This window comes from Pseudomonas sp. RIT-PI-a (assembly GCF_001187875.1).
GTDB classification, from domain to species: Bacteria; Pseudomonadota; Gammaproteobacteria; order Pseudomonadales; family Pseudomonadaceae; genus Aquipseudomonas; species Aquipseudomonas coleopterorum.
Genome location: NZ_LGIR01000018.1, coordinates 88,820 through 109,287, shown reverse-complemented (window position 1 = coordinate 109,287; position 20,468 = coordinate 88,820). Strand labels below are relative to the sequence as shown.

The following is a 20,468-nucleotide window of genomic DNA, read 5'->3' as shown; positions in this document are numbered from 1 at the left end:
CCGTTTTTGTTTTTGTCGCCAGCAGCGAGGAGGGTCGATGACCGCCACTTCAGTGCGTAGCGTGTGCCCCTACTGCGGCGTCGGCTGCGGTATCGTCATGACTGTCGAGAGCGGCCGCGTGGTCAAGGTCAGCGGCGACAAGCTGCATCCGGCCAACGCCGGACGCCTGTGCACCAAGGGCAGCACCTGCGCCCAGCCGCTGAGCGATCCGGGGCGCATGCAGCACGCCTACCTGCGCGAGAACCGTGACCACGAGCCGGTACGGTCGAACATGGACGCCGCCATCGCGGCAGCCGGCAGCCGCTTGCGGCAGGTCCTCGATGAGCATGGCCCCGATGCCCTGGCCTTCTACGTTTCCGGGCAGATGTCGCTGGAAGCCCAGTACCTGGTCAACAAGCTTGCCAAGGGCTACGTGCGCACGCGGCATATCGAATCCAACTCGCGGCTGTGCATGGCCAGCGCTGGCAGTGGCTACAAGCTGTCGTTGGGCGCCGATGGCCCGCCCGGCTCGTACGATGATTTCGATCAGGCCGAGGTGTTTCTGGTGATCGGCGCGAACATGGCCGACTGTCATCCGATTTTGTTCCTGCGCCTGCTCGATCGCCTCAAGGCCGGCGCCAGACTGATCGTCGTCGACCCACGGCGCAACGCCACTGCCGACAAGGCCGACCTGTTCCTGCAGATCGAGCCGGGCACCGACCTGGCGCTGCTCAACGGCCTGCTGCACCTGCTGCACGCCAACGGCGCGACCGACCCGGCGTTCATCGCCGCGCACACCGAAGGCTGGGAGGACATGCCGGCTTTTCTGGCCGATTACACGCCAGCCCGAGTCGCCGAGATCACCGGCCTCGACGAACAGGCGATCCGTCAGACCGCGCAGTGGATCGGTGGCGCGGCCAACTGGATGAGTTGCTGGACCATGGGGCTGAACCAGAGCATCCACGGCACGTGGAACACCAACGCGCTGTGCAACCTGCACTTGGCCACCGGCGCCCTCTGCCGTCCGGGCAGCGGACCGTTCTCCCTGACCGGCCAGCCCAACGCGATGGGCGGGCGCGAAATGGGCTACATGGGCCCAGGCCTGCCGGGCCAGCGTTCGCTGCTGGTGGCGGCCGATCGGGCCTACGTCGAAACACTCTGGGGCATTGCCCCCGGCAGCTTGCGTGAAGAAGGCAACGCCGGCACCGTCGACCTGTTTCGGCAGATGGGCGAGGGCGCGATCAAGGCGTGCTGGATCATCTGCACCAACCCGGTGGCCAGTGTCGCCAATCGCCAGCAGGTCATCGATGGCCTGCAGGCCGCAGAGCTGGTAATCACCCAGGATGCCTTTCTCGACACCGAGACCAACCGCTATGCCGACGTGCTGCTGCCCGCCGCGCTGTGGGCCGAGGCCGAAGGGGTGATGATCAACTCCGAGCGCAACATGACCCTGATGCGCAAGGCCGTCGACGCACCGGGGCAAGCCCTGCCGGACTGGCAGATCATCGCCAGGATCGCCTGCGCCATGGGCTTCGCCGAGGGCTTCGACTACACCAGCGCCGAGCAGGTCTATGAAGAGCTGCAACGCTTCGACAACCCGCAGAGCGGTTACGACATCCGCGGCGCCAGCTACGCGCAACTGCGCCAGCAGCCACGCCAATGGCCCGCGCTGCCAGGGCAGGAGGGTGTGCGCAGCCCGATTCGCTACCTCACCGAGGCAGGTGTGCGCTTTCCCACCGCCAGCGGTCGTGCTCGGTTCTTCGCCCGTCCGCACCTGCAAGGGGCCGATCAGCCCGACGCCGAGTTCGCCATGGTGCTCAACACCGGTCGCTTGCAGCATCAGTGGCACACGCTGACCAAGACCGGCAAGGTCGCCACCTTGAACCGGCTCGACCCTGGGCCGTTCATCGAGCTTCATCCCGACGACGCCGAGCGTCTGGGCATCGGCGAGGCCGATCAGGTGCAGGTCCGCTCGCGGCGCGGCCAAGCGGTATTGCCGGCCCGTCTCAGCGACCGGGTACGGCCGGGCAATTGCTTCGCGCCGTTTCACTGGAACGACGTGTACGGCAGCGATCTGGCGATCAATGCCGTGACCAGCGACGCCACCGATCCGCTGTCGCACCAGCCGGCGTTCAAGTTCGCCGCCGTGGCGCTGCAACGCGTCGGCTCGCCGAAAATCGCCCTGCAGAACCTCGATGCCGACGCGCCTGACGGTGTCGCGGCAAGCGACGGGCAGGTGGCCATCCAGGTGCTCTGGGCTTCGCAGACCGGCACCGCGCAGGCCATCGCCGAACGCTGCGCGCAGACCCTGCGCGAGCGTGGCGCATCGGTCGCTCTGCGTGGCCTGCACGAGATCACCCCGGCCGAGCTGCTCGCCGCCCGTGACCTGTTGCTGATCACCAGCACCTTCGGCGATGGCGATGCACCGGACAATGCCACGCGCCTGTGGGCCCAGTTGCAGGCCACGCAGACCGAGCCCTGTGCAGACCTGCGCTATGCCGTGCTGGCGCTGGGCGACTCCAGTTACGCACAGTTCTGCGGCTTCGCCCGCAAGCTGGACGAGCGGCTGACCCAATTGGGCGGTGAGCGTCTGCTCGAACGCGTCGAGTGCGAGCCTGACGATCAGGCACCTGCCGAGCGCTGGATACAGGACGCCAGTCTGCTGCTTGCCGGACCCGCGTCCAGTTCAGTGGCTGAATCGGTGGCCGGTTCGGTTGCGGCAGAAGCTGCGTTGTATACCCGTCAGCGACCCTGGCTGGCGCGGGTCCTGCACAATCAGGTGCTCAACGCCGCTGGCACCGAGAAGGAAGTGCGCCATGTGGTGTTCGACTTGAAGGACAGCGGCCTGGTCTATGAAGCGGGCGATGCCCTTGGCGTATGGCCGAGCAACTGCATGAGCCTGGTCGAGGAACTGCTGGCCTGCCTCGGCCTGGACAGCAGCGAGCGGGTACTGCTCAAGGGGCACGGCGAGCAGCCGCTGGCGGTGGCTTTGCACAAGCATCTGGACATCACGCGCATCACGCCGCAGTGGCTGGCATTTCTGAGCGAGCGCTGCGCTGATCCGTTGTTGGTCTCGTTGCTCGAACCGGACAATGCAGGCCAACTGCAGCAGTGGTTGTGGGGGCGGCAACTGATCGACCTGCTCGAAGCCTTTCCGGTGACGCTGACCACCCAGGAACTGCTCGGCCTGCTCAAGCCCTTGCAGCCGCGGCTGTACTCCATCAGCTCCAGCGCCCGCACCGACCCGCATCAGGTACACATCACCTTGTCGACCGTGCGTTACCAGTGCAACGAGCGCGTGCGCAGTGGCGTCTGCTCGGGCTTCCTGGCCGATCGCTCGGCAGCGGCGCTGGTGCCGATCTTCGTTCAAAAGACCCGTCAGTTCCGCGTGCCCAGCCAGGCCGATACGCCGATGATCATGGTCGGCCCGGGCACCGGCATAGCGCCGTTTCGCGCCTTCCTTCACGAGCGCCAGGCGCTGGGTCATCACGGGCGCAACTGGCTGTTGTTCGGCGAGCAACGCGAACACAGCGACTTCTACTACCGCGACGAACTGCACGCCTGGCTGCGCAGCGGGCATCTGCACCGGCTGGATACGGCGTTCTCCCGTGACCAGGCAGAAAAGATCTACGTCCAGGACCGCCTGCGCCAGCAGGGCGCCCAGGTGTGGCAATGGTTGCAGCAGGGCGGGCATTTCTATGTCTGCGGCGATGCCAGCCGCATGGCCAAGGATGTCGACACAGTGCTGCGCGACGTGGTGGCGGAACACGGCGCCATGAGCACGCAGCAGGCCGAGGCTTACTTGGCGCAGTTGAGCCGGGATCGGCGTTATGTGCGGGATGTGTACTGAAAGGGTGCGGTGTGCACTGGGGTGGGGCTTTGTATCAGGGAGGGCCTCTTCGCGGGCAGAGCCCGCTCCCACACTGAAATCCTTGTGGGAGCGGGCTCTGCCCGCGAAGAGGCCCCAACTGACACTCCCCAGACAAACCCTGGCACGCAACCTGCTTCCACCCTGACAAGTCCCCGGTGCTCAACGACGATCACCCCACCGGACACCCTCATTTCGACGATCAGGCAAAGGCGCCTGGAGCATTCGCTCCAGGCGTTTTTTTTTGCCCGATGGTCAAGACACCGCAACGTGCCAGGAGATACCCATGAACGCGCTCGTGAACCTCAAGCCCCGGCAGAAACTCATCGTGGTCGGCAACGGCATGGTGGGGCATCACTGTGTCGAGCAGTTGATCGAGCGCAACGCGGTCGATCGCTACGAGATCCACGTCTTCGGCGAAGAGCGGCAGCGGGCGTATGACCGGGTGCACCTGTCCGAATACTTCGGCGGCTCGTGTGCTGAAACCCTGGCCTTGGGCGACGCCCAGTTGTACGGCAGGCACGGCGTCACCCTGCACCTGGGCCAGCCGGTGATCGAGATCGACCGTCAGGCCCGAGAAGTGGTCACCGCCAACGGGCGGCATGCCTACGACGTGCTGGTGCTGGCCACCGGTTCGTTCCCGTTCGTGCCGCCGATTCCAGGCTGTGAGGGCAACGCGCGACTGGTTTACCGCACCCTGGATGATCTGGACGCGATCCGCGCCGCGGCAGCCGGGGCGCGCCGTGGTGTGGTGGTCGGCGGCGGGCTGCTGGGCCTGGAAGCGGCCAACGCCTTGAAGTCGCTGGGGCTGGAAGCGCATGTGGTCGAGTTCGCCCCGCGGCTGATGCCGGTGCAGCTGGACGGCGAAGGGGGCGCAGCATTGCGCGCGCGTATCGAAGCCCTGGGGGTAGGCGTGCACACCTCGCGCGCCACGCAGAACGTGGAGGCCGGCGAAACCCATCGCTATCGGATGAATTTCGACGGCGGCGAGTGTCTGGAAACCGACCTGATCGTGTTCTCGGCCGGTATCCGCCCTCAAGACGCACTGGGCCGCGCCAGCGGGCTGGAGATCGCCGCTCGTGGCGGTATCGTCATCGACCCGCACTGCCGCACCAGCGACCCGGCGGTGTATGCGATCGGCGAGTGCGCCTCTTGGAACGGCAGCATCTTCGGTCTGGTAGCGCCCGGTTACAGCATGGCCCGCAACGTCGCCTGCGAATTGGCCGGGGAAGCGCCGGGGGCGTTCAGCGGTGCCGACATGTCCACCAAGCTCAAGCTGCTCGGGGTCGACGTGGGTTCCATCGGCGACGCCCATGCCAGCACGCCGGGCGCCAAGAGCTACCGTTTCATCGACGAAGCCAACGCCAGCTACCGGCGCCTGGTGGTGGACGCCAGCGGCAAACGGGTTCTCGGCGCCGTGCTGGTCGGCGACAACAGCTACTACGACACCCTGCTGCAATACGCGCAGAACGGCATCGCCCTGCCGGCCGACCCGTCGACGTTGATCCTGCCGCTGTCCGACGGCGCACCGGTTCTCGGCGCCGACGCGCTGCCCGACACGGCCATGATCTGCTCCTGCCACAACGTCAGCAAAGGTGCGATCTGTTCCGCCATCGACGGCGGTTGCGGCGATCTCTCGGCGCTCAAGTCGCAGACCAAGGCCTGCACCGGCTGTGGCGGCTGCGCGGCGCTGCTCAAGCAGGTCTTCGAGCATGAACTGACGGCCCGTGGCGTGACGGTCGACAAGAGCCTGTGCGAGCACTTCGCCTACACCCGCGCCGAGCTGTACGCGCTGGCCCGTGTCGAAGGCATCGCCAGCTTCGAGGACATGCTCGCCCGCCACGGCCGCGGCGCCGTGGGCTGCGACGTGTGCAAGCCCACCGTCGGCAATATCCTCGCCTCGTGCTGGAACCAGCCGATCATGGACCCCTCGCTGGTGCCGCTGCAGGACACCAATGACACCTTCATGGCGAACATGCAGAAGAACGGCACCTACTCGGTGGTGCCGCGCATTCCCGGCGGTGAGATCACCCCGGACAAGCTCATCGCCATCGGCGTGGTGGCGAAGAAATACGACCTCTACACCAAGATCACCGGTGGCCAGCGCATCGACCTGTTCGGCGCGCAGTTGCACGAGCTGCCGGAGATCTGGAGCGAACTGATCGAAGCGGGCTTCGAAACCGGGCATGCCTACGGCAAGTCGACCCGCACCGTGAAGTCCTGCGTGGGCAGCACCTGGTGTCGCTACGGCGTGCAAGACAGCGTGGCCATGGCCCTGCGCATCGAGGACCGCTACAAGGGCCTGCGTTCGCCGCACAAGCTCAAGTTCGCGGTATCGGGCTGCACCCGCGAGTGCGCGGAGGCGCAGAGCAAGGACATCGGCGTGATCGCTACGGAAAAGGGCTGGAACCTGTACGTCTGCGGCAACGGTGGCATGCGGCCGCGTCACGCCGAGCTGTTCGCCACCGACCTGGATGACGAGCAACTGATCCGCTACATCGACCGCGTGCTGATGTTCTACATCCGCACCGCCGACAAGCTGCAGCGCACCTCGGTGTGGCGCGAGAATCTGGAAGGCGGCCTGGAATTCCTCAAGCAGGTGGTCCTGGAAGACAGCCTGGGCGTGGGCGCTGAGCTCGAAGCGCAGATGCAGCGGGTGGTCGATCACTATGAATGCGAATGGGCCAACGCCCTGAAGGATCCGGAAAAGCTCAAGCGCTTCCGCACCTTCGTCAATGACAAACGCGCGGACCCCGGCGTGCAGTTCGTCAAGGAACGCGGCCAACGCCGCCCCGCCCATGCGGGCGATGTCGTGACGTTGATCCCGATGGTCGAGGAGGTGGTGTGATGCAGGCAATCGAAGCTGTGCAGGCGATGACTTGGCAAGCAGTGTGCGAGCGGTCGGACCTGATCGCCAATTCCGGTGTGGTGGTGTGGCTGGACGGTGACCAGATCGCATTGTTCTACCTGCCCGAAGCAGGCGAGGGCAGGGTACTGCACGCCATCGACAACCACGACCCGCGCTCGGGCGCCAACGTACTGGGCCGTGGAATCGTCGGGTACCTGCAGGGGGAGTTGGTGGTGGCGGCGCCGCTGTACAAGCAGCATTACTGCTTCAGCGACGGGCGCTGTCTGGAAGCGCCGGATCAGCATGTCAGGGTCTGGCCGGTGCGCTTGAATGGGGATCGGGTGGAGATTGGCAGGTTGTAGGTAGGTCTTGCTGGCCTCTTCGCGGGCAGAGAGCTCGCCGCCCGCCCCGCTCCCACATTGGATTTTCGTTGCACTCGAGTTCTTTGTGGGAGCGGGCTCTGCCCGCGAAGAGGCCCTCACTACCAAAGCAAACCCCAAGGCCCAATGCTACGATTGGCGCCATGAACCTCGACAGCCGCATCAAATTCCGCCACCTGCTGTGCTTTCTCGAAATTGCCCGTCAGGGCAGCTTCGCCAAGGCCGCCGACACCTTGTCCATCAGCCAGCCGGCGATTTCCAAGACCCTCAAGGAACTCGAAGACCTGTTGCAGACCCGCCTGTTCGAGCGCGACAAGAGCGGGGTCGAGCTGACGGCCGCAGGCGTGCGCTTCATGCGCTACGCCGGCCCCTGCGTGCAGGCCCTGCGCGACGGCGTCAGCAGCCTGCGCGGCGAGCCGCACGAAGCGCCCCAGGTGCGCATCGGTGTGCTGTCCACCGTCGAAAGCCAATTGTTGCCGGAAGTGCTCTGCCGCCTGCACGCGCGCCATGCCGCGCTGGTCGTCAGCGTCGCGACCGGGCCGGGGGCCTACCTGCTGGCGCAACTGCACGTGGGCGAACTGGACCTGGTGATCGGCCGCATGACCGACAGCCCGCAGATCCAGGGCCTGTCGTTCGAGCACCTGTACAGCGAGTCGATGACCCTGGTGGTACGTCCGGGCCATCCGCTGCTCGAAGTGCGCCCGTTGGACGCCGAACAGGTCGGCGCCTGCCCGTGGGTACTGCCGCTGGCTGGGACGACCATCCGCAAGCACGCCGACAGCTTGTTCGTGCAATGCGCGATCACCCCGTCTGCGCAACGTCTGGAAACGCTTTCGCCGACCCTCAGTCGACGCTACGTCGCCAGCAGCGATGCCATCTGGGTCGCGCCACGCGATGCGGTGCAACGCGACATCGCCACCGGCCAGTTGTACGAACTGGATCTGGGTGTGCACGAGCCGGGCGGCTCGGTGGGCATCTGCCGCAACGCCGCGCTGCAGCTGTCGATGCCGGCGCAATGGCTGTGTGAGGTGGTGCGTGAAGTGGCTGCGCAGTATGAGCAGTCCTCCACCTTCCCATGACACATCTTTCATAGAGCCGCTGCCGAGCCACTTTCCTTTTGCTGGCCTGAACTTATCGGCTTTTTGCCTCTCTCATGCCGGTAGCCATTGGTCGTGGCCGCCTGATAAGCTCGCGGCCTCACTCGATTGCCCTTATGGCGCATGAACAAGGAAATAGCATGAAACAGCATCGGTTGGCGGCGGCAGTTGCCTTGGTCACCCTGGTCCTCGCAGGTTGCGATTCCCAGACCAGCGTCGAGCTCAAAACCCCGGCGCAAAAAGCTTCCTACGGTATCGGCCTGAACATGGGCAAGAGCCTGGCTCAGGAAGGTATGGACGATCTCGACTCCAAGGCCGTAGCGCTGGGTATCGAAGACGCCGTCGGCAAGAAAGAGCAGAAGATCAAGGACGATGAGCTGGTCGCAGCTTTCGCCGATCTGCAGAAACGCGCTGAAGAACGCATGACCAAGATGAACGCCGAGGCCCAGACCGCCGGCAAGAAGTTCCTCGAGGAAAATGGCAAGAAAGACGGCGTGGTCACCACCGCTTCGGGCCTGCAGTACCAGGTCATCAAGAAGGCCGACGGCGCTCAGCCCAAGCCGACCGACGTGGTTACCGTCCATTACGAAGGCAAGCTGATCGACGGCAAGGTCTTCGATAGCTCCATCGAGCGCGGCGCCCCGATCGATCTGCCGGTCAGCGGCGTGATTCCAGGCTGGGTCGAAGGCCTGCAACTGATGCACGTCGGCGAGAAGGTCAAGCTGTTCATCCCGGCCGATCTGGCCTACGGCGCCCAGAGCCCGAGCCCGACCATTCCGGCCAACTCGGTGCTGGTGTTCGACCTCGAGCTGATCGCCATCAAGGACGCTGCGAAGGCTGCTGCCGACGCTGCTGCCGAAACCGACGATGCCGAAGTCGAAGAAGCCGCACCCGCCAAGTAAGCGCTATTGCTGCGAAGCGTCACGGCTTGATGAAACGCCCCGTCTCGACGGGGCGTTTTCGTTTGAACCGGGCCTTGGCCAATGGGTCTGAGATGAAGCTGCACTAGCCGTTTTCGGAACACTGCGTCAAGAATTTTCGTGGCTTTTTTGTGTGAGTAAAAAACGCCCGATTTGACCTCAGCCCTTGAAAACCGGGCGGGTCAGGCGCGAAAAGCGGCTCTGTTCACAAGGTTATCCACAAATACTGTGGATAACCTGAAACCACCATTCGGCACCGGAGGGCTCATGAAGGCACCTTGGAATTTCACCCGTTTTCTGCCCATTGCCGAACGCATCCTGAGTCGGGGCCGCCTGCCGGCCTTGATCTTCGCCGTGGCGCGCAAGGGCAAGGGCTATCGGCTGGGCGCCCTGAAGGAAGACGTGCAACTGCTCCAGGCCCTGTGCCTGGCCTACTGGCGGGGCGAGTACCGCAACATCAGCCCGAAGGCGTTGCTGTCCATCGTCGCTGGCCTGGTCTACTTCGTCAGCCCCATCGATGCCATTCCCGACTGGCTGTTGGGCGTCGGCATGCTGGACGACATCGCGGTCCTGGCCTGGGTAATGAAAACCCTGTCCGGTGAACTGGACACCTTCCGTGCCTGGCGCGAGCGGCAGTCTCCGGAGAAGCTGCGGGTCGTCGAACGCCTGCCGGCTTCGGAGCAGGAGCTCGAGCTGGAAAAATCCCACCGCTGATACATCTGCCGACTTCGGTGCGCAGTTAACGCCCCGAAGTCGGCGATCCCCTGTTAACATCCCCGCATTACGCTTGCATCATCCGATGTAGGCAGCCATCGTGCGGGAGGATGCAATGGGGGTTCAGGTGATAAGCCGCGACGGCCAGCCGGAATACGCGGTGGTGCCATGGGCCGAGTATCAACGGCTTCTGGCTGCCGCCGCAGGCAGCTCGGTCGAGCAGTCTTCAGACACCGAAGCGTCCAGCGAACCGGCTGCTACGGCCGCTCACGTCCCACCTCCCAGCTTCCAGCGCCTGCGCGAATTGCGCGAGACCCAGGGCGTGCCTCTGGACAGTCTGGCCCGCGCGGTCGGCATCAGTCCTTCCTACCTGTCGATGATCGAAACCGGCGAGCGCGAGCCCGATGCTGCCATCCGCCGCAGCCTTGCCTGGGAATTGGGGGTGCCGGGCTGGAGCAGCGAGTCGTGAGCGTGCGCATCAGTCGGCAACAATGGGAGGGCTTGCTGAGCGAGCTCGACGTTGCACGGCACCAGCGCCACTTGCTCACCTACCGCGCGCTGCTCGAACGTCTGGCATTGCCCACGCCTGCCATGCAGACCCTGACGGCGGCGCTGGAATACCTGGCCATGCTCGATGCCCGCGCGGACCAACCGTTGCGCAGCTCGCTGGTGATCAGCCAAGGCGCCAGCCGGCTGCCGCGTCCCGGCTTTTTCGAGTGCGTTGAAAAGCTCGGGCGCTTCTCCGGTCCATCGGATGGCGTGGCGGCTGCCGCCTGGCACGCCTCGGAAGTGGTGCGCGTGTTCGAGTATGCGTACCCGTCCAGCACGGCGGTCTAGGCCGGCCCGGTGATCAGTCTGAGTACGTCGATCAGTCGGCCCAAGCCCAGGTATCGCCCACCTTGAACGATCACGAAGTCCTCTTCGATCCGTTGCCGTGCACGCCCGGTCAGTAGGCGACTGACCTGTTGCAGGGACTGCTTGATGTCGACCGCGAGGAATTCACTGCTCATCAGTCGGCTGATCGGCTTACGCGCGAACAGGTCGGCGGCGAGGGGCTTGAGCAGTGCATCCGACAGTGCGTGCCGATGGACGATGCCACAGGGATGGCCCTCGTCATCGACCACGGCCAGGGTGTTCAGGTCGGCTTGCAGGCGGAAGGCTTCCAGCACTTGCCGGGTCGAGGTATCGCGCTGCACCGCGGCTTGTTCGATGATCAGCGCGGCCAGGTCGCCGCCGTCTCCGCCCAGGGGAGGATGGCTGTCTTCCAGATCAGGAATCAGCGCCCGGGCATCCCGTGGCGGCTGCTCCTGAGGACGGCAGAGCAGATAGCCCTGGACCAGGTCGACGCCCATCTCGATGAGCACCAGCAACTCCTCCTCCAGCTCGATGCCCTCGGCGATCACCTGGGCTTTGGAGGCCTTGGCGATCTGCAGGATGGAGCCGACGAACTCACGCTTGAGGGCGTCCTGGTGAATGCCATCGATGAAGTGACGGTCGATCTTCACGTAGTCCGGGCGCAATTCCGACCACAGGCGCAGACTCGAATAGCCTGCTCCCAAGTCGTCCAGGGCAATGGAAAACCCCATGGCACGGTAATGATGCAGGGCGTTGAACAGCAGTTGGAAATCGTCGGTAGGGGTCTGTTCGGTGAGTTCGATGACCACCTGGTTCGGGCTGATGCCGTAGCGTTGCAACAACTGCAAGGTGCGGCCGTTTTCGTGCAGCGGTTCGAGCAGCGACTCAGGCGACACGTTGAGAAACAGCTTGCCGTCCAGGCGCTGTTCGCTGAAGCGGCGGCAGGCGGTTTCGCGGCACATCATCTCCAGCTCGTTGAGCCGCCCGGCCTGGCGGGCGACGGCGAACAGATTGATCGGCGAGTGCAGCGGGCTGTTCGACGGCCCTCGACTCAATGCCTCGAAGCCCAGGATCTGTCGCTGGGACAGTGACACGATGGGCTGGAACAAGCTGTGCACACCGCCTTGGGCCAGAATGGTGTCCAGGGCGCTGAGCTGTTCAATGACGGTCATCGGTACGCTACCTTGCTGAAGGTCGTTCTGACTGATGCGTGAAACAGGTTGAAAGCACCGGGCCAGACGCAAAAAAAGACCCGCTGCTTACGCAGCGGGTCCCTATTTCACGACAGCTTCATTTCGGTTTGATGACGCAGGTGTCACGTTGCAGTCATTACTTCCGTGGATCAGTGCTTGGCCACCGACGTATTGAGTTTCAGGTAGTCGAGCAGGATGCGCCCGGTCTCTGCCAGGTAAGCGTCGTCTTCCGGTTTGGTCTTGTCCGGATCGGCGCCCAGTGCGTCTTCGTCTTCCTTCTTCAGCTCTTTGAGCGGCTCTTCGCCCTTGGCCTTGCGACGGGTGTTTTCCAACGCCAGTTGCTTGGCTTCGATGTCGCTGTGCTGGGCACGACGATCGGCCTCGTTCAGGCTCACGGTCTTCTCTTTCATCAACTGCTCGGCCAGGGCCAGGCGATCGCGGATGTAGATGAATTCCGGATCCTTGACGGTGCGCGCGTCATGATCGGCGGTCAGCTTGGCCAAGTACGGCTTGAACGGATCACTGGCCGGCTTGATGGCCGGGCGGATGGTGTCCCACGGCATCGCTTCGGGCAGGGCGCTCTCGCCGATCTCCTTGGTATCGATGATCGACGGGTAGGCGATGTCCGGCAGCACGCCCTGATGCTGGGTGCTCTGTCCGGAAACCCGGTAGAACTTGGCCAGGGTCAGCTTGAGCTCGCCGTGGTTGAGCGGCTGAATGGTCTGCACCGTGCCCTTGCCGAAGGTCTGTCCGCCAACGATCAGAGCGCGGTGATAATCCTGCATGGCACCGGCGAAAATCTCAGAGGCCGAAGCGGACAGACGGTTCACCAGCAGCGCCAGCGGGCCTTTGTAGAACGCGCCGGGGTTTTCATCCTCGAGCACGTCGACACGGCCATCGGCGTTGCGCACCAATACGGTCGGGCCTTTCTCGATGAACAGGCTGGTCAGTTCGGTGGCTTCCTGGAGGGAGCCGCCGCCGTTGTTGCGCAGGTCGATGACCACGCCGTCGACTTTTTCCTTCTGCAGCTCGGTGAGCAGCTTGCGCACATCGCGGGTGGTCGACTTGTAGTCCGGGTCACCGGCGCGGAACGCCTTGAAGTCCAGGTAGAAGGCTGGAATCTCGATCACGCCCAGCTTGTAGTCGCGACCGTTTTCCTTGAGGTTGAGGATCGACTTCTTCGCCGCCTGCTCTTCGAGCTTGACCGCTTCGCGGGTGATCGAGACGATCTTGCTGGTCTGATCGTTGGGCGCATTGGTGTGCGGAATCACTTCAAGGCGCACGGTGGAGCCTTTCGGGCCGCGAATCAGCTTGACCACTTCATCCAGGCGCCAGCCGACCACGTCGACCATTTCCTTGTCGCCCTGGGCGACGCCGATGATCTTGTCGGCAGGGGCGACCTGCTTGGTCTTGTCGGCCGGACCGGCAGGTACCAGACGCACGATCTTGACCTGATCGTTATCGCTTTGCAGGACCGCACCGATGCCTTCGAGCGACAGGCTCATGTTGATGTCGAAGTTTTCCGCATTGTCCGGCGACAGGTAGTTGGTGTGCGGATCGTAGGACTGGGCGAAGGTGTTGATGTACGCCTGGAAGATATCTTCGGCGCGGGTCTGGTCCAGGCGAGCCAGCTGGTTCTTGTAGCGCTTGGACAGGGTTTCCTGAATCTGCGCGGCGTCTTTTCCGGCGATCTTCTGACGAAGCACCTCATCCTTCACGCGCTTGCGCCATAGGTCGTCCAGCTCCGCTTCGTTCTTCAGCCAAGGGGCGTCCTTGCGATCGACCAGCAGGGTTTCCTTGGTGGTGAAGTCGAACTTGTCGACGCCCTTGTTCAGTTCAGCCAGGGCAAAGTCCAGACGGGCCTTGACCCGATCCAGATAGCGCTTGTAGATGATGAAGCCGGGATCCAGGTTGCCGTTCTTCAGGAAATCGTCGAACTGAGTCTTCCATTTGTCGAACTCGGCGATGTCGGCTGCCGTGAAATAGCTGCGCGAGGGATCGAGCAGCTTGATGTAGCTGTCATAGATGATGACCGAGCGCGCATCGTTGAGCGGCGGCTTGCTGTAATGATGGCGCTTGAGCAGCTCGACCACATTGAGGCTGGCCACCACTTCGTCGCGATCCGGCTGAAGTTTGTCCCAGCTGTTGGCGGCCAAGGTATTGGCGGACATCGACAAACTGCCGAGGCCGATACACAGCGCCAGGGCACTGCCGGGAATGAAATGCTTCATGCTGATTCGACGTGGGGGCAATTGATCACGCATATTAGGCCGTCTTTGAATTCGCCGGTTCCGTTGAAGCCGGACGCATAATGCGAAAAGCCCGGCGCCAAGGCGTCGGGCTCAGTCATGACTCAACTATGGAGGCACCGTGAAGGCATTGCAAGGCGTGGAAGGACATGTGGAGTGGAGCGAACGGCCGAGCCCGACGTGTGACGTAGGTCAAGTGAAGATTCGCGTCGCCGCGGCCGGTCTCAACCGGGCCGATCTGATGCAGCGCGCCGGCCTGTACCCGCCGCCACCGGGCGCCAGCGATATTCTGGGCCTTGAGTGTGCAGGCGTCATCAGCGAGGTCGGCGTCGGTTCGTCCTGGCAGATTGGCGACAGGGTATGCACGTTGCTGGCCGGGGGTGGCATGGCCGAGGAGGTGGTGGTCGATGGCCGTCACGTGCTGCCCGTGCCCGAGGGGCTGAGCCTGCACGAGGCCGCAGGCATCGTCGAGGTCTACGCGACGGTGTGGCTGAACCTGTTCCAGCTGGCCGATCTGCAACCGGGCGAGAAGGTCCTGCTGCATGCTGGCGCCAGTGGCATCGGCTCGGCGGCAATCCAGCTGTGCAAGGCATTCGGCAACCCGACCTGGGTCAGCGTCGGCTCCGCCGAGCGCCTGGCCTACTGCGAAGCACTGGGTGCACAGGGCGGCGTGGTGCGAGGTGACGGCCTGGAAGGGTTGAAGGACCTGGGCCCGTTCGATGTGATCCTCGATCCGGTGGGCGCCAATTACAGCGAGCTGAACCTGGACGTGGTAGCGCTGGATGGACGCTGGGTGATGATCGGCCTGATGGGCGGCCGCGAGGCGCAGTTCGACCTGGCCAAGGTGCTGACCAAGCGCGTGCGCTTGCAGGGTTCAACGTTGCGCAGCCGTGACGATGCGTTCAAGGCCGACCTGCTCAGTGACCTGGGCCAGCAGGTATGGCCATTGTTCACAGAAGGGCGCTTGAAGTCGCAGTTGGCCAAGACGTTCCCGATCGCCGACGCCGAAGCGGCGTTCGAAGCGCTGGCAAGCAATCAGATTTCGGGGAAGGTGGTACTGGTGATCGACGAAACCCTGAGCTGAGCCCAGGGCTGTCGTTGGACGAAATCCGTGACCGGCTGCGAACGAGAGGCCACGGGTTTCGCCATGGCGGCAATCAGCGCATTTCAGGCAGACGCGCTTCGCTCTTCACTTCGGTCAGCGCCACGGCTTCGGCCGGCAGCACGACGCGAGTCTTGGCCAGCAGCTCACCCATGTTGGAGAGCACGCGATACATCGAGTATTCCTCGGTGTAGCGGACTTCAGCGTAGCGGGTGTTGGCGGTGTACAGCTCGTTTTCACTGTCGAGCACGTCGAGCAAGGTCCGCTGGCCCAGACCGAACTGGTCCTGATAGGCCGCACGCACGCGCGTGGTAGTTTCGGCGTATTCGCGGGCATACGGGATTTGCGTGCCGGCGTTTTTCATCGCGTTCCACGACAGCGCCAGGTTTTCGTTCAACTGACGCAGGGCGTTGTTGCGGATGTCCATGGCCTGGTTGATGCGGTGCGCGTCACCCTGCAGGCGAGCCTTGTCGCTGCCGCCACGGTACAGGTTGTAGCTCATGCTCACGCCTGCACGCCAGTCGGTGTTGTTGTGACCGCGCTCGCCGGACAGGTTGTTGTTGGCTCCGGTGGCCAGTTCGGCATCGACCCGTGGGTAGAACGCGGACTTGGCGCCTTCATACTGGCTCTCGGCAGCCTGCACGTCGGCCTGGGCCGATTTGAGGTACGGATTGTTTTCCATCATGGACTGGCGCGCGGCGTTCAGGTCGCCTGGCAGTTCACCACGGATCGAAGGCAGGGGTTCCAGCTCGTCGGGCATACGGCCCACGGCGCTGAAGAACGCAGCTTCGGCATCGGCCAGGTTGACCTGGGCGGTGTTGTAGTTGTTCTCAGCCAGGGCGCGACGGGCACGCGACTGGTCGACGTCAGCCGTGCTGCCGACGCCGCGCTCGCTGCGCAGGCCGATCTGGTCGTTGACGCGCAAGTGCGCCTGCAGGTTGTTCTTGGCCAGGGTCACCAATTCGCGGTTGCGCAGTACATCCAGGTACACCTGAACGGCGCGCAGGGCCAGGTCCTGGGCGGTGGCCTGGACGTAGTAGGCACGGGACGTAGCGGTGGAGCGAGTCCGGCTGATTTCGCTGGAAGCGCTGGAGCCGTCGAACAGCATCTGGCGCAGACGCAGTTCCGACTGGGTGTAGTTCAGCGTTTCCTTGTTATGGTCACCACGGGCGCGGGTGTTCAGGTTGTCCGAACGCTCGCGACCGTAGCCGGCAACGAAATCAACGCTGGGGCGGTAGGCGCCCTGGGCGATTTTCGTGTCCTCATCCGCGGCCAGGCGACTGTTGATGTTGGATGCCAGCTCAGGATGGTTATCCACGGTGCTCTGGATCGCCTGGGTGAGTGACATGGCTTGCGCGTGCGAGCACGCCATGGCCAACAAGATCGCGCTGCAGATGGGGGTGAAAACGCGCATTCGGGTGCTTCTCCGTTATGTTTGAAGTCAGGCATACGCCAGAATGTTGGCGAACAACTTGTTTAAAAGTCCGTTTAAGGTTTGTGATAGGCGCAATCGAGGCACCGAGGGCAGCGCTTTCAACGGAATTTTCACATGATATAGAGCAAAAAATAGTTATGCCATCATTCCTTGCGATGATGGCAAATAGATTTCATAGCGGCTGAAGAGCAAGCAGGGAGCGGGGTTGCGTGGGGTACAAGGCTTAGGGCCAGCGTTTTGGGGGGTGGCAGGCTGCGCCAAAGCTAAGGCGGGAGGCTTGAGTCAAAATAGTGACGGAAAACTGTCATTTTTAGGCGTCTGTATCACCGTTGATCCAGACTTATATTAAAGATTAGCTAATTGATTTAATTAAGGTTTTATCAGGGCATGACCATTCGTCGCCAATGACCGGAGTCATGTGCGTGTTTTCTGCAAAGCGATATAAACAGTGACTGCCAGCGCCACAGCTATCATCAGCACTCGCAGCCATGGCCATGGCACGAGCCAGCACGACACGGCGATGCTGATCCACATCGAACCGATCGCCAGCACCTTGGCTTTCAAGGGAATGCCTTTGCCGTTCAGATAGGCTTTGAGCAAAGGCCCCAGCCGTGGATGGCCAAGCAGCCAGGCGTGGAAGCGCGGCGAGCTTCGTGCGAAACACGCAGCCGCCAGCAGGAGGAATGGGGTGGTGGGCATGATCGGTAGGAAGATGCCGATGACGCCCAGGCAGACGCTTGCGCAACCAATGCCCAGCAGCAGGTAGCGCAGCCAGGCTGGCCGGGCTTGAGCCACGGCCGTTGCTTAGTGATGGCGCGGCTTGAGAATCGCCGGTTTTTCATCCGGGGCGTTGCACAGCAGGTAGAGGGCCGTCAGCGCCTCGGGGATCTGCACGATCATGTCGTCCATGAGGTTGGCATCGGCGGCAATGTCGGAAAACTCCGGTTGCTCGTCGAACAGGCCGGAACCGACCATGATCGGCAGGAGCATTTCGCTGACTTCGTCCTCGGCGGTTTCGAACCAAGCGGCTTCGCGCAGGAACACGCCTTCCATGAAACCGATGCACCAACCGCGCAGGTCGGAATCGTCCGGCTCATCGCCCAGATCGAGATCGCACGGCAGCTCGAACTCTTCGTCGCTGGCCAGCTGGCGAGCGATATGCGCCTTGAGCTGGATGAGGGTGCCTTCGATCTCTTCACGCTGGGCGTCGTCGCTGTAGTGAGGCGGCTCGGCGAAGAGGGCATCGATCCACTCACGCTCAGGGACGTCTTCGGAACAGATCGACAGGGCGGTCAGGTAGCCATGGGCGGCGACGTAGTCCAGCGCCTCGTCATGCAGCTCATCGGCGTCGAGGAAGGCTTGCAGGCGGGTCAGTTGCTCGGCGAAGGACATTAACAGGTTACCTTGGAAGACTATGCGGATAGTGAATTCTAGGCCTTGTTAGGCCTTGTGCGCCACCCAAGGGGTGAAATGGCAGGATGTCCGGCTGCCGCGCGACGCTGCAGGCACTGGGGTATACTGCCGCGGTCTTTCGCTCAGGCCCCGAATCCACGGGGTGGTAACCCGCGCTTACGCAATGGCGGATGCAGCGAAAGCGGTTTTCATCCAGCCTGTGCGGCCCGGGTGGTTTTACGATTTCTGGAGTGACCCATGCTCGAACAGGCTCAACGCGTTCTTAAGGACATCTTCGGCTACGACAGCTTCCGCGGTCGCCAGGGTGCCATTATCGAGCGTGTGGCCCGCGGTGGCGATGCCTTGGTATTGATGCCCACCGGTGGCGGCAAATCACTGTGCTTTCAGGTGCCGGCGCTGTTGCGCGACGGCCTGGCGGTGGTGGTCTCGCCGCTGATCGCCCTGATGGACGACCAGGTCGCCACCCTCGAGGAGCTCGGGGTGGCCGCCGCGGCGCTCAACTCCACGCTCAGTGCCGACGAGCAGCGTGAGCTGGCCGCGCGCATTCGCCGTGGTGAAATAAAGATGCTGTACCTGGCGCCCGAGCGTCTGGTGCAGCCGCGCATGCTGGATTTTCTCCGCGGCCTGGACATTGCCCTGTTCGCCATCGACGAAGCCCACTGCGTTTCCCAATGGGGCCACGATTTCCGTCCCGAATACCTGCAGTTGGGCCAGTTGGCCGAACAGTTTCCCCACGTGCCGCGGATCGCCCTGACCGCCACCGCCGACAAGCGCACCCGTGAAGAGATCGTCACCCGTCTGCACCTGCAGGATGCCGAACGTTTTCTTTCCAGCTTCGACCGGCCCAACATCTTCTACCGCATCGTGCCCAAGGAAAGCCCGCGCAAACAGTTGCTGGCGTTTCTCGCCGAACGGCGCAGCGACGCCGGCATCGTCTATTGCCTGTCACGCAAGAAAGTCGACGAGGTCGCCGCCTTCCTGTGCGAGAACAACTTTCCGGCGCTGCCGTACCACGCCGGCCTGCCGGCGGCGACGCGGGCCGCCAACCAGAAGCGCTTCCTCAACGAGGAAGGCTTGATCATGGTCGCCACCATCGCCTTCGGCATGGGCATCGACAAACCGAACGTACGCTTCGTGGCGCACATGGACCTGCCCAAGTCGCTGGAGGCCTACTACCAGGAAACCGGTCGCGCCGGTCGCGATGGTCTGCCGGCCGATGCCTGGATGGCCTACGGGCTGCAGGATGTGCTGATGCTCAAGCAGATGCTGCAGAATTCCGAAGGCGACGAGCGGCACAAGCGTCTGGAGCATCACAAGCTCGACGCCATGCTGGCGTTGTGCGAAGAAACCCGCTGCCGTCGGCAGGCGCTGCTGGCCTATTTCGACGAAGACATGCCCCAGCCCTGCGGTCACTGCGACAACTGTGTCGACGGCGTGCAGACCTGGGACGCCACCGAGCCGGCCCGTCAGGCGCTGTCGGCGATCTACCGCACCGGGCAGCGCTATGGCGTTGGCCATCTGGTGGACGTGCTGCTGGGCAAGGACACCGAGAAGGTGCGCAGTTTCGGCCACGACAAGCTGGCGGTGTTCGGTGTCGGCAAGGGCCGCTCGGAAGGAGAGTGGCGTTCGCTGTATCGCCAGGTGGTCGCGCGCGGTCTGGCCGACATCGACCTGGAAGGCTATGGCGGTCTGCGCCTGAGCGACAGCTGCCGTCCGCTGCTGCGCGGCGAGGTGACGCTTGCGCTGCGCAAGGAGCTCAAGCCGCAGACGTCCTCCACCCGTGGCAGCGGCTCGGCCAGCCCGGCCAGCCAACTGGTGCGCGGCGAAGAGCGCGAACAGTGGGAAGCGCTGCGTACCTTGCGTCGCAACCTGGCCCAGGAGCATGCAGTACCGCCCTATGTCATCTTCCCTGACTCCACTTTGTTGGAAATGCTCCGCAGCCAGCCGACCAGCATGGCCGAAATGGGCCGGGTCAGCGGCGTCGGCGCACGCAAGCTTGAGCGTTATGGCGAAGCCTTCCTGCAGGTTCTGGCAGGTTCCAGCGGCGGAGAAGCGCCACGCGAGGTGGCCGATATCCGCCACGAGCTCATCAGCCTGGCCCGTGCGGGTATGACGCCGCTGCAGATCGCCGGCCAGTTACAGTGCAGTGAGAAGAATGTCTACAGCCTGCTCGCCGAAGCGATTGGCCAACAGCAACTGTCGCTGGAGCAGGCGCTGGACCTTCCCGAAGAATTGATGAGCGAAGTACAGGACGCCTTTCTCGACGGCGAGGGGGAATTGCCCGCTGTCGCCGAGATTGCAGGGAAATTCGCCGGTCGTGTGCCCGAGGGCGTGCTGTATTGCGTACGCGCAGCGTTGCAGTCCGAATTCGAAGTGTGAACGAGGCTGTCAATGGGCATGAGTCTTGCCTGTGGG

The 20,468-nt window shown here is 63.5% G+C and carries 14 protein-coding genes and 1 pseudogene; 10 read left to right on the top strand and 5 right to left on the bottom strand.

Going from position 1 to position 20,468, the window contains the following annotated elements; all coding sequences use genetic code 11:
• The first annotated feature begins 37 nt into the window (after positions 1–37).
• The 8 genes from AC788_RS13270 to AC788_RS13235 all read left to right on the top strand — a co-directional run bounded on the left by AC788_RS13270 (position 38) and on the right by AC788_RS13235 (position 10,643).
• On the top strand, positions 38–3,829 hold the full coding sequence (locus AC788_RS13270; protein WP_082223671.1) for a bifunctional nitrate reductase/sulfite reductase flavoprotein subunit alpha: 3,792 nt from the start codon (positions 38–40) through the stop codon (positions 3,827–3,829).
• A 304-nt stretch (positions 3,830–4,133) separates the two neighbouring features.
• Complete coding sequence (nirB, locus tag AC788_RS13265) at positions 4,134–6,695, top strand: nitrite reductase large subunit NirB (RefSeq protein ID WP_049861057.1); 2,562 nt, start codon at positions 4,134–4,136, stop codon at positions 6,693–6,695.
• Positions 6,695–7,057: a nitrite reductase small subunit NirD gene (gene nirD, locus AC788_RS13260; RefSeq protein ID WP_049861056.1), complete on the top strand. Its 363-nt coding sequence runs from the start codon at positions 6,695–6,697 to the stop codon at positions 7,055–7,057. The genes nirB and nirD overlap by 1 nt, the downstream gene beginning before the upstream one ends.
• Before the next feature lie 161 nt (positions 7,058–7,218).
• Entirely contained in the window at positions 7,219–8,154 is a 936-nt protein-coding gene (gene pcaQ / locus AC788_RS13255; RefSeq protein WP_049861055.1) for a pca operon transcription factor PcaQ, read from the top strand.
• A 158-nt stretch (positions 8,155–8,312) separates the two neighbouring features.
• Positions 8,313–9,074 carry an FKBP-type peptidyl-prolyl cis-trans isomerase gene (locus AC788_RS13250; protein WP_049861054.1) on the top strand — a complete coding sequence of 254 codons (762 nt, stop codon included), beginning with the start codon at positions 8,313–8,315 and terminating at the stop codon, positions 9,072–9,074.
• A 285-nt stretch (positions 9,075–9,359) separates the two neighbouring features.
• Positions 9,360–9,806, top strand: coding sequence for a YkvA family protein (locus AC788_RS13245; protein WP_049861053.1), 447 nt, complete (start codon positions 9,360–9,362; stop codon positions 9,804–9,806).
• A 115-nt stretch (positions 9,807–9,921) separates the two neighbouring features.
• The gene (locus AC788_RS13240) at positions 9,922–10,275 is read left to right on the top strand and encodes a helix-turn-helix domain-containing protein (protein WP_049861052.1); all 354 of its coding nucleotides are present in this window, start codon (positions 9,922–9,924) and stop codon (positions 10,273–10,275) included.
• Positions 10,272–10,643, top strand: a complete 372-nt coding sequence (locus tag AC788_RS13235) for a hypothetical protein (RefSeq protein WP_049861051.1) — start codon at positions 10,272–10,274, stop codon at positions 10,641–10,643. Before AC788_RS13240 ends, AC788_RS13235 begins: the two co-directional genes overlap by 4 nt.
• 8 nt (positions 10,644–10,651) lie before the next feature.
• Here the strand turns inward: AC788_RS13235 and AC788_RS13230 are convergent.
• Both AC788_RS13230 and AC788_RS13225 read right to left on the bottom strand, forming a co-directional pair.
• Positions 10,652–11,833 (bottom strand): annotated as a pseudogene (locus AC788_RS13230) (EAL domain-containing protein); the annotation flags it as partial.
• Positions 11,834–12,003: 170 nt separating this feature from the next.
• The gene (locus AC788_RS13225; RefSeq protein WP_177327969.1) at positions 12,004–14,085 is read right to left on the bottom strand and encodes a carboxy terminal-processing peptidase; all 2,082 of its coding nucleotides are present in this window, start codon (positions 14,083–14,085) and stop codon (positions 12,004–12,006) included.
• Between the two features lie 139 nt (positions 14,086–14,224).
• Here AC788_RS13225 and AC788_RS13220 point away from each other — a divergent pair, with 139 nt between their 5' ends.
• Positions 14,225–15,187 (top strand): zinc-binding dehydrogenase, encoded by a 963-nt coding sequence (locus AC788_RS13220; RefSeq protein ID WP_049861049.1) that lies wholly within the window; start codon positions 14,225–14,227, stop codon positions 15,185–15,187.
• 73 nt (positions 15,188–15,260) lie between these two features.
• Here AC788_RS13220 and AC788_RS13215 read toward each other — a convergent pair whose 3' ends face one another.
• The 3 genes from AC788_RS13215 to AC788_RS13205 form a co-directional block, all read right to left on the bottom strand.
• Positions 15,261–16,619, bottom strand: coding sequence for a TolC family outer membrane protein (locus AC788_RS13215; RefSeq protein ID WP_049861048.1), 1,359 nt, complete (start codon positions 16,617–16,619; stop codon positions 15,261–15,263).
• 435 nt (positions 16,620–17,054) lie between these two features.
• Positions 17,055–17,435, bottom strand: a complete 381-nt coding sequence (locus AC788_RS13210; RefSeq protein ID WP_049861047.1) for a YbaN family protein — start codon at positions 17,433–17,435, stop codon at positions 17,055–17,057.
• Positions 17,436–17,444: 9 nt separating this feature from the next.
• A complete protein-coding gene (locus AC788_RS13205) occupies positions 17,445–18,032 on the bottom strand; it encodes a UPF0149 family protein (protein ID WP_049861046.1) in 588 nt (195 codons plus the stop codon).
• A gap of 258 nt (positions 18,033–18,290) precedes the next feature.
• On the opposite strand from AC788_RS13205, the gene recQ reads away from it, so the two are divergent.
• Positions 18,291–20,432 (top strand): DNA helicase RecQ, encoded by a 2,142-nt coding sequence (gene recQ / locus AC788_RS13200; protein ID WP_049861045.1) that lies wholly within the window; start codon positions 18,291–18,293, stop codon positions 20,430–20,432.
• Positions 20,433–20,468: the final 36 nt, after the last annotated feature.

What these genes read in the sequence shown, in the direction of transcription:
- AC788_RS13270 (WP_082223671.1), top strand. Translation starts at nt 38, where the DNA reads ATGACCGCCACTTCAGTGCGTAGCGTGTGCCCCTACTGCGGCGTCGGC.
- nirB (WP_049861057.1), top strand. Translation starts at nt 4,134, where the DNA reads ATGAACGCGCTCGTGAACCTCAAGCCCCGGCAGAAACTCATCGTGGTC.
- nirD (WP_049861056.1), top strand. Translation starts at nt 6,695, where the DNA reads ATGCAGGCAATCGAAGCTGTGCAGGCGATGACTTGGCAAGCAGTGTGC.
- pcaQ (WP_049861055.1), top strand. Translation starts at nt 7,219, where the DNA reads ATGAACCTCGACAGCCGCATCAAATTCCGCCACCTGCTGTGCTTTCTC.
- AC788_RS13250 (WP_049861054.1), top strand. Translation starts at nt 8,313, where the DNA reads ATGAAACAGCATCGGTTGGCGGCGGCAGTTGCCTTGGTCACCCTGGTC.
- AC788_RS13245 (WP_049861053.1), top strand. Translation starts at nt 9,360, where the DNA reads ATGAAGGCACCTTGGAATTTCACCCGTTTTCTGCCCATTGCCGAACGC.
- AC788_RS13240 (WP_049861052.1), top strand. Translation starts at nt 9,922, where the DNA reads ATGGGGGTTCAGGTGATAAGCCGCGACGGCCAGCCGGAATACGCGGTG.
- AC788_RS13225 (WP_177327969.1), bottom strand. Translation starts at nt 14,085, where the DNA reads ATGAAGCATTTCATTCCCGGCAGTGCCCTGGCGCTGTGTATCGGCCTC.
- AC788_RS13215 (WP_049861048.1), bottom strand. Translation starts at nt 16,619, where the DNA reads ATGCGCGTTTTCACCCCCATCTGCAGCGCGATCTTGTTGGCCATGGCG.
- AC788_RS13205 (WP_049861046.1), bottom strand. Translation starts at nt 18,032, where the DNA reads ATGTCCTTCGCCGAGCAACTGACCCGCCTGCAAGCCTTCCTCGACGCC.
- recQ (WP_049861045.1), top strand. Translation starts at nt 18,291, where the DNA reads ATGCTCGAACAGGCTCAACGCGTTCTTAAGGACATCTTCGGCTACGAC.